Raw genomic sequence first — 9,329 nt, forward strand, 5'->3', positions numbered from 1 at the left:
TAGAGTGGTCCTATTTCTTCTTGGACACTCCCGTGGCCATGGTGACCCACTTGCCGTCTGTGCCCTGCATGCTGGAAGTAAAAGTACGCTCAGTGTCGCTCTTGAACTCCGTCACTTCCTTGAACTTGAACATCTTGCCGGGCTCCATGGGGCAGGGGCCTTCTGATTCGAGGGTGAGCTTGGTGCCGGAGGCGTCCACGGAACCGCTGTATCTCCAGAGATAGCCGTTCATGGAGTCCACCCAGGTTCCAGTGTAGGCCTTGGCATCCGCGTCATAACCCAGCGTGAGATTGAAGAGAAAGGGTTGCCCCATCATTTCGCTTTTGCCCTCGCTGACGATCCAGAAGCCTCCGAGCGATTTCACCGTTTCCGTGCCCTGCGCCTTCAGCGGAGGTTTGCCAGGTTCCATCTGAATGGAGGTTTCTGAGCTCCAGTTCCCGACGAATTTTTGAAGCCACTCGTGCTCCTTGGTCGGCTTGGGCATTTGAGGTGCCTCCTGGGCCGGAAGGTGGAGACAGAGGCCTGCGAGAACGATGGCCGCCAGAGTGTAGCGAAGGGCGCTTTTCATGGTAGGTAAGTTGGTGGTAGGGTGGAGGGGAATGATCCGCACTGGATCATGCGGTGACCAGATTGGTAAATCCGCCGTAGTACATGCGGGTGACATCGAAGGGACATGAGGAGGGATTCATCATCTCAGCCATACGGGGATCCGCCATGACCTTGGCATTCACGGCATCCCGATGCTCGCGGGATTCATAGGTGATCCAGGCGAAGATCACGGTTTCGTTTTCGGCGGCAGTCACGGCTTTAGGGAATGGCGCCTGCCCTTCGACGTGCAGGTCGTCGCCGATCCATTCGCGATATTCCAGGGCACCGCAGTCTTTCCAGATCTGGCCTGCTTTTGAGGAAATGGCGCGGTACTCTTCTACTTTGTCCTTGGCGAGAGGTAGCAGGAATCCGTCTGTGTATTGGCTCATGGTTGGGTGGGTGGTTCTGAGTTTTGTTTCTGGCTGTGGGAAAGGTTTTGATCAGTCGCTGAGTGCCTGGTAGGTGCCGGTCCAGAAGTCGGAGAAGAGGGCCGGCGGCTCGGGTGAATCCATCAATCGCTGTGTCATGAGGATGCCGATGAGGTTTTCTTTGGGATCCGTGTAGGCCGAGGTGCCCAGACCTCCGTCCCAACCGAAACGGCCAGGAGTGGCACAGAGGTCATCCCGATGAATGCAGACGCCCATGCCCAGGCCCCAACTCCGGCTGTCACCAAAGAAGACATCCGGGGCGGTTCGCTGGGCAGGGGTCAGTTGATCCGTCGTCATGGTTTCCACCGCGGCACGAGAGAGGAGCCTGCTGCCATCGGGGAGTTTCCCGTGAGCGAGGAGCATGCGGCAGAACCGGTGGTAGTCCTCCACCGTGGAGACGAGGCCACCTGCCGCAGAGGGGAAGAGCGGTGGTGTGGCCCACTGGCTGGCAGAGGGCACGTCATACTTCATGAGTGCGCCACCCGCGCCGCCAGCGTAACATCCGGCGAGGCGATGAAGGTCCTGAGAGGGGACATGGAAGCCGGTGTCCTTCATGCCCAGAGGGCCGAACACCCTCTGGGTCAGGAAACGGCCCAACGGTTCTCCCGTCGCGCGGGCAATGAGCACGCCCAGAATGTCCATGCCCAGATCGTAGAGCCAGCGCTCTCCCGGCTGGTACACGAGGGGCACGGAGCCGACCCGCTGCATCCATTCATCGACCGAAGGGAGGCTCTGTGGTTGGGGTGGGCCGAGCAGCAGACCGCGCTCGGTCAGCAACTGACGAATGGGCCAGTCCTCACACGGCTCCATGATGTGCCCCAGTCCCAGGCGCAGGGTGAGCAAATCCCGGAGCGTGATGGCACGCTGAGCGGGGACGGTGTCATCGAGCGGGCCATCCTTCTTGCGCAGCACCCGCCGATCCGCCAATTCCGGGAGCCAGTTGTCCAGTGGTGCATCCAGCCGGAGAACACATTCCTCAACCAGGATCATGGCAGCCACCGCCGCAATGGGCTTGGTCAGGGAGGCGATGCGAAAGAGCGTATCACCCACCATGGTGACCTCACCATGAGCCTCTAAGGTGCCCATGGCTTCGACGTGGGTTTCGCCAACACGGGAGACCAGATAGACCAGGCCCGGCACATGGCCGCCATCCACATGCCGCCGCATGACGGCGGAGAGATGGTCCAGCTTGTGCCGATAGAATGCGCCGCTGTTCATAAGAGGCCCTCAGGTTCTAGGAGCTTAGATATCCAGCCCTGCCGTGGAGAAGAATGAGAGTCAGGGCTGCGGCGTTCTCGCAGTGCTTTCAGACACACGCTTCAGGTCGGCCAAGCCCTTTTCAAAGTCGCCGCCGATCATTTTGTCCATGTTCATGACGAGGCCAAAGGCCTTGGACATGAGGTTCTTCTCGCCAGACATGGTCCAGTTGACGGCGGTCTTGGTTCCCTCGGTCTTGAAGGTGAACTCGGCAGTGTTGGTCGCGGCGAAGGGTTTGATGAATTCCAGTTTGATCTTCACCAGCTCTCCTGGGCGGCTCTCGAGGATGGTCATGCGGCCTTCGCCCACCTGATTATTGCCCACCCAGGCGTAGCTGGCCCCGGCACCAGAGGCAGGTCCTTCGAACGTCTGCTTCATCTGGGGATCCCGTTTGGCCCACGGGGACCAGGCTTCCCATTTATGGAAGTCATTCACCTGGTCAAACACAGTGGTGGAAGGCGCCTCAATGGTCGTCGCACGGGTGACGCTGAAGTCCTTGGGCTGGAATGCGGCCACGACGAAGAAGATGCCAACGATGAGAACGAGGGCGAGGATGATCTTTGAGAACATAGTTAGTTGATTGAGTAGGGCGTTGCGAGCGAGAGTGCGACTGATGGGCTGATGTTGCCGGGAGGATTACAGGACTTGAAGTGATCGGCTGTCACCCGCTTTTTGGGTGTGTGGAAGGAGGGAATGTTTTTGGGAGGAAGCAACCGTTGCCAAAATGTTTTTCTGTCACTTTGGCAACGGTTGAATCTTTCATCCTACTGAAGACGTTTTGCCTCGAACTTCATGAGAACCGTCCAGGAGCCGTCCTCCTCCTGGATCGACGAGGTGAAGATCTTGTGGTCGGCGGACTTGAACTCGGTCACATCCTGAAAGCGGGAGAGGGGGGCTTCCCGGAAGGGGAAGGGGCCTTCTGTCTCCATGGTCAGCTTGTTGCCGGTGGCGTCCACGGTGCCTTCGGCAAGCCAGCGATAGCCGCTCATGGAATCCACTACGGTAGCGATGTACCTGGCCTTTTCCGGGTCGTAGCCGACGGTCACGAGCTGCGTGTAGGGCATCTCGGGGTTGTCGCTTTCGATCACGGTGTGGGCCCAGAAACCGCCGATGGAGCGGACGGTTTCAATGCCGCTGAGTTGCATGGGGGGCTGGCCAGGCATGCAGTTGGCCTCTCCTTTGGAGGACCAGGTGCCTACCAGGCGGTCCAGCCACTGGTGTTGCTTGGAGGGAGGGTTCATGTCTCCACAGGCTTGGCTGGGGGCTTCGGCTTCGAGGGTGGCGTTTTGGCTCATGGTAGTATGGGGTGGGTGGATTGCAGGTTGGTTTGTCGGTTCTGGGGTGAGAGATTCTTCAGGGCGTCAATCCGCGTGGCAGCAGGATGATTCAGGGGCGTCCGCCTGGTATTTGTCGTGGTGTCGGGTCCAGAAGATCCCGTTGCCGTCGAGGTCAGGCATGCCGCCCCAGCCCTCGCCGCGTCCGAAGGGGGTGAGATCGAGGAAGTGGAGGGTCCCGAGGGCCATTTCCATGCCCCGGCCATAGGTGGAATAGGTGTGGTAAATCTTCCCATCCAGGCTCAGGAAGACGCTGATCCCAGGCTGCTCACCGTGGATGTGGTAGGTCTCACCCTTCTTCTCAAGGGTGGCCTTGTCCTGGTAGTTGTATTCCACTGGGATTACTGACTCATCGGTGGTGACGTGAAAATCGTAGTTGAAGTCACTGCCGTATGACGAGTGCCACGGGAAATCCCAGCCCATGCGCGCCTTGAAGGGAGCGATCTTTTGAAGAGTTGCCCGGGAGATGAACGCCAAGGTGGTGTCTCTGGCGTGAAAGTGGGAGAGATGTCCCACATTGTCCGCCATGAAGGAGCACCCCGAACATCCTTCATCCCAAGGCTCGCCTGACTTGTCGGCGGGAGGATCCCCGGGCTCAAACATGAAGTGGTAGATCACCAACTGGTGGCGGCCTTCGAAGAGATCCGTGAGGTGTTTCGTGCCCTCAGAGGTGTCGAACACGTAGTCCTTGGTGATTTCCACCATGGGCAGGGCGCGGCGCGTTTCGTTGAGGCGGTCTCGCTGGCGGGTCAGCGCCTTTTCATCGGCGAGAAGCGCTTTGCGCCGCTCCCGCCATTCGGCTGGCGAGACGATCTCTGGTGTTTTGAAGTTCTGGGGGTTCATCGCGGTCGGGGTCCTCACTTTCAAGGCCACGACGAACGAAGGATCCGGTTCAGGACATCTTCTGATAAAATTTCTGCAAACGAGCTCAGGCACCCGGTACGGCCTCAACCTCGAGATGCCCCGTCCAACACCCAAAAACTTAACTCCTTCAAACAAAATTCCTCTTGCACACTTCGGATTCCGTGCTTGTTTTCAGGCTCCACACATTGCCGTGAACCACCGCCGCCAAGTTGGCGGAGACAGTTTCAACCATGAGCCAAACCGCAACCAACGAAATCAAGTCCTTCCAGCTTCACGAGAAGGACACCGGCAGCGCAGACGTGCAGATCGCCCGCCTGACTGACCGCATCAACCACCTGACGCAGCACCTTTCCACGAACTCCAAGGACCATTCGTCCCGTCGTGGCCTGCTCCAGATGGTTGCCCGCCGCCGCAAGCTCCTTGATTACCTCAAGGTTACTGAAGAGGCGCGCTATAGCAGTCTGCTGAAGGCGCTCAAATTGCGCCGCTAAATTTTTTGCCGAAAGGCGGGGCTCCAAAGGTCTCGCCTTTCTGCTTTCAGGATCACAGGCTCTTTAGGCCTGTACGGGCACCGGGCGCTAATTCCCGAGCGGCCCTTTTCCTGTTTTTAGCTTCAGCATTCGCATCCAGACGGGTTGGCCGGATGCCAACCCGCCCGCGTTACCGGACACTTGCCCATCAATTCATTCGGGCAAGCGACACTCATGCCTCCGTCAACCGGAGCAGAGTGAATAAACGTCCGGGCGCATTCCGACCTAAAACGTTAATCTTCAAGATTTTAGACTATGTCTATTCATACTATCGCAGCCGCGCTTCCCAACGGCGACATCACCTTTGAAACCGGCAAGCTGGCGAAACTCGCTGACGGTGCCGTGACCGTCCGTCAGGGTGACACCATCGTCATCGTGACCGCCGTCTCCGCCACGAAAGTGAAGGAAGGGCAGGACTTCTTCCCGCTTTCCGTCGAGTACAAGGAAAAGGCCGCAGCAGCTGGCAAGTTCCCTGGTGGCTACTTCAAGCGTGAAGGCCGACCGACCGAGAAGGAAATTCTCACCTGCCGTATGACGGACCGCCCTCTGCGTCCGCTCTTCCCCAAAGGCTACTACTACGACACCCAGATCGTCGCCCTCCTGCTGAGCGCAGACGGTGAGAATGATGCCGACATCATCAGCATCAACGGTGCTTCCGCCGCCCTTTGCGTCTCCGACATTCCCTTCGCTGGCCCGGTGGGCGCGGTGCGTGTGGGTCGTGTGAACGGCCAGTTCGTACTGAACCCCACTCACAGCCAGCGCGCCAAGAGCGATCTGGACCTCGTGTACGTGGGTAACAAGAGCGAAGTCATCATGATTGAGGGCGCTGCCGACGAGCTCCCCGAAGCAGAGTTCATCAAGGCTCTCGCTTTCGCTCAGGAACACGTGCAGGTCCTCGTGGCTGTGCAGGAAGAGCTCCGCGCCAAGGCCGGCAAGGTGAAGCGCGAAGTGCCTCTCATGCTGGTGAAGGACGAGCTTCTTGAAATCGCTTACGAAGTGGCTGGCAGCCGCATCGAGTCCGCCATCTACCGCCCCAGCAAAGTGGAGCGGAGCAAGGCCGTGGGCGCCCTGCGTGATGAAGTGGAGACCGCCATCAAGGCCCGCTATCCTGAGTCCGGCAATTTCGAAATCAGCCAGGCGTTCGACTACCTTCAGAAGAAGGCTTTCCGCGTGGCCATCCTGGACAAGCAGACCCGTGCTGATGGTCGTGGCATCGACCAGCTTCGCCCTCTCAGCGGCGAGACCGGCTTGATCCCCCGTTCCCACGGTTCCGCCCTCTTCGCCCGTGGCGAAACTCAGGCACTCGCGCTGGCCACTCTGGCCCCGCTCGACGAAGCCCAGGAAATGGACAACTACGCCGGTGGCGAAACCACCAAGCGTTTCATCCTGCACTACAACTTCCCTCCCTTCAGCGTGGGTGAAACCGGCCGTTTCGGCGGTCAGAACCGTCGCGAAATCGGTCACGGGGCCCTTGCCGAGCGCTCCGTGGAGCCGGTGGTGCCTTCCTCCGAAGACTTCCCGTACGCCATGCGCGTCTCCAGCGAAGTGATGGAATCCAACGGTTCCACCTCCATGGCGAGCGTTTGCTCCGGTGTGATGGCTCTCCTCGACGCAGGTGTGCCTCTCAAGCGCCCAGTGGCTGGCATCTCGGTGGGTCTGGTGAGTGAGTATGACTCCAACGACCAAATGAGCCGCTACCTGACGATGCTCGACATCATCGGCAGCGAAGACCACTTCGGCGACATGGACTTCAAGCTTTGCGGCACCGAACTCGGTGTCACCGGCTTCCAGCTTGACCTCAAGCTGCCCGGCATCCCGCTGAGCATTCTCAACGAAGCCATCGCCAAGGCCGTGGTCGGCCGCACGAACATCCTTGAAGTGATGAAGAGCGCCATCGCTGCGCCCAAGTCCCTCAGCGAGTTCGCTCCGCGCATCGAGAAGACCAAGATCAACCCGGACAAGATCGGTGAGCTCATCGGGCCTGGCGGCAAGAACATCAAGGCCATTCAGGCCGAGTCCGGCGCGGATATCAGCATCAATGACGATGGCACCGTCCTCATCTATGCCAGCTCCAGGGAAGCCCTTGAGCGCGCTCTGGAACTCGTCAACAACACCGTGGGTGAAGTCGAAGTCGGCAAGAACTACACGGGCCGCGTGGTCAGCACGACCAACTTCGGTGCCTTTATGTCGCTCGGCGGCAAGAAGGACGGCCTGATTCACATCTCCGAGCTGGCCGACTTCCGCGTCAACGTCGTGGAAGACGTGGTCAAGGTGGGCGATGTCGTCACCGCCAAGTGCATTGGCGTGGATGACAAGGGTCGCGTGAAGCTGAGCCGCAAGGCAGTGCTGAAGGACAAAGACTCCGCAGCCAAGGCTCCGGCCGAAGGCTAAGATCCGCTTTTGACGGACATTTAAGCCCCAAGTCCTCCCGGTGAGGGCTTGGGGCTTTTGATTTTCAAGGCATGGCGTGCCTTGTGCCACAGGCTTGGCCTGTTCCTGGTGAATGTCGCAACTGCTTGAAATGCAGAGCATTCTCGCCTCCACTGTCACCTCGATTATTTTCTGCTGCATGACTTCCCCCTGGACCGCACGTCTCATCCTGCTCGTATTCTGGGCTCTCATCTATCTGCCTGGACTGGGAGATCTGGAGATCAAAGGCGAGGAGTGGCGCCGGACCATCCCGGGAAGAAACATGCTGCAGAACGGCGACTGGCTCGTGCCTCGCTCCGGAGGGCTTCCGTATGTCCGAAAGCCTCCACTCATCAATTGGATCAGCGCAGTGAGCTTCAAGACCACCGGGGTGGTGAATGAATGGACCGCCCGGCTCCCGAGCGTGCTGACCATCTTGGCTGCCAGCCTGGGTATGTTGGGGTTCTCTCGCCGTTGGATGGGCAACAAGGCCGCGCTCGTCGGAGGTTTGTTCTTTCTCGCCAGTGTGGGGGTGATTGAGAAAGGTCGCATCGCAGAGATCGAGGTGTACTACATCGCCTTTACCGGACTGGCCTTCACCGCGTGGATGGCGGGGTTCAAGGGCAAACTCAACCCGTGGGGCGCATGGCTTTGGGTGGGGCTCTTCCTGGGGCTGGCGATGCTGGCCAAGGGGCCTATGCATCTGCTCTTCTTCTACCTGCCGGTGGTCGGCGCGTGCTGGGCCACCCGTCGTTGGAGGCACCTGTTCAGCCTGCCACATCTCGCGGGGTTGCTGCTGTTCTTCGCGATCACTCTCGCATGGGCAATTCCTTTCATCTCCTCTTACGCCCAGCTCATGGGCATTCAGAAGATCGAGGTCCTCGGCTTCTGGGGGAATGAGGTCTCCAGCCGCGTCACGGGGGAGGAGAAGACGAGCGCCTCCGACTGGCTGGTTCGAGGCCCCAAGGCACTCGTGATGTTCCTGCCCTGGGTCCTGCTGGTGCCGTTCTGGTGGCGGAAGGCTGCTCTAGATCGTGCCTTCGGCGATCCTGAGTCTCGCAAGACTTTCGACGGCCTGAAGTGGGGCGTCGTCGCCGGATTTGCCTTCATGATTTTGATCCCGAGTTCCAGCGCCCGCTATGTGGCTCCGCTCCTAGCACCGGTGCTCTTGATGATCGCTTGGGTGTTCGTGGAGGGAGGCGCTGAAGCCACCCAGCGCCAGCGCAAGGTCTGGCATTGGATCAATCGAGGGTTCTTCGTGCTGGCGATGGTTGCGATCAGCGTGGCCGCGATCTTGTATTGGCCTTCCTCAATGATTGCAGTGGCCGCCTGGGCTGCCGGGATCACTTTGCTCACTCAGATGGTGCTGCGACAGGTGAGGCAGGAGGGGACCCTCGCTGTGGTCTCCCTGACGTTGGTGACGGCGCTGGCCACCGCCATGCTCATGGGTGGTTTCGTCCGGATTGGGCACCATATCATGTCGCAACGCGAGGATGTGCGATCTACCGCGCTCGCCATCCGGAAGGCGATGGGGGACACCTCTGAAGGGCGGCTTCTGATCTTCCACCTGGGCCAGATGCCCTACCCATTCTACCTGCCGGAAACCTCCCTTGAGCTGGATACCCTGGAGCAGGTTCCGCAGGATCAGGCGTTTCGCTGGATGCTCACAGGTACCAAAACTGACGAAGGCTTCCGCCCTTGGTTCGAGCGCCGCTTCGGCCCGGCCGAGACCGTTGCGGAGTTTGAGCGCACCTGGGGCGATCAGGGCAAACGCGGTGAGCGCATGGTGCTCGTCCGCTTTGCGGGACACGCCAAGGGTGGGCAGGAGTAGGGGAACGATATAGACAGCTTCCTAGAGCGCTCCAGTGCGTGCAGGCCGGGGTCAGCATGCACTGGATGATGGTGTGGTGCTGAAGATT

9 protein-coding genes are annotated in these 9,329 nt (G+C 59.6%); 3 read left to right on the forward strand and 6 right to left on the reverse strand.

Going from position 1 to position 9,329, the window contains the following annotated elements; translation table 11 throughout:
* Positions 1-10 precede the first annotated feature (10 nt).
* The 6 genes from BV106_RS23285 to BV106_RS23310 form a co-directional block, all read right to left on the reverse strand.
* Complete coding sequence (locus BV106_RS23285; RefSeq protein WP_051946233.1) at positions 11-568, reverse strand: DUF1579 domain-containing protein; 558 nt, start codon at positions 566-568, stop codon at positions 11-13.
* Positions 569-614: 46 nt separating this feature from the next.
* Complete coding sequence (locus BV106_RS23290; protein ID WP_038168782.1) at positions 615-977, reverse strand: DUF1428 domain-containing protein; 363 nt, start codon at positions 975-977, stop codon at positions 615-617.
* Positions 978-1,028: 51 nt separating this feature from the next.
* Positions 1,029-2,234, reverse strand: a complete 1,206-nt coding sequence (locus tag BV106_RS23295) for a serine hydrolase domain-containing protein (protein ID WP_038168783.1) — start codon at positions 2,232-2,234, stop codon at positions 1,029-1,031.
* 60 nt (positions 2,235-2,294) lie between these two features.
* A complete protein-coding gene (locus BV106_RS23300; RefSeq protein ID WP_038168785.1) occupies positions 2,295-2,843 on the reverse strand; it encodes an SRPBCC family protein in 549 nt (182 codons plus the stop codon).
* Between the two features lie 194 nt (positions 2,844-3,037).
* Positions 3,038-3,568, reverse strand: coding sequence for a DUF1579 domain-containing protein (locus tag BV106_RS23305; RefSeq protein ID WP_051946234.1), 531 nt, complete (start codon positions 3,566-3,568; stop codon positions 3,038-3,040).
* Positions 3,569-3,634: 66 nt separating this feature from the next.
* Entirely contained in the window at positions 3,635-4,450 is an 816-nt protein-coding gene (locus BV106_RS23310) for a DUF899 domain-containing protein (RefSeq protein WP_038168787.1), read from the reverse strand.
* A gap of 251 nt (positions 4,451-4,701) precedes the next feature.
* Here BV106_RS23310 and rpsO point away from each other — a divergent pair, with 251 nt between their 5' ends.
* From rpsO to BV106_RS23325, 3 genes are all read left to right on the forward strand, one after another.
* On the forward strand, positions 4,702-4,962 hold the full coding sequence (gene rpsO / locus BV106_RS23315; RefSeq protein ID WP_038168788.1) for a 30S ribosomal protein S15: 261 nt from the start codon (positions 4,702-4,704) through the stop codon (positions 4,960-4,962).
* A gap of 294 nt (positions 4,963-5,256) precedes the next feature.
* Entirely contained in the window at positions 5,257-7,392 is a 2,136-nt protein-coding gene (locus BV106_RS23320) for a polyribonucleotide nucleotidyltransferase (protein ID WP_038168789.1), read from the forward strand.
* 178 nt (positions 7,393-7,570) lie between these two features.
* Complete coding sequence (locus tag BV106_RS23325) at positions 7,571-9,241, forward strand: glycosyltransferase family 39 protein (protein ID WP_265596002.1); 1,671 nt, start codon at positions 7,571-7,573, stop codon at positions 9,239-9,241.
* The last annotated feature ends 88 nt before the right edge of the window (positions 9,242-9,329 follow it).

Source organism: Verrucomicrobium sp. BvORR106, assembly GCF_000739655.1.
GTDB lineage: Bacteria > Verrucomicrobiota > Verrucomicrobiia > Verrucomicrobiales > Verrucomicrobiaceae > Verrucomicrobium.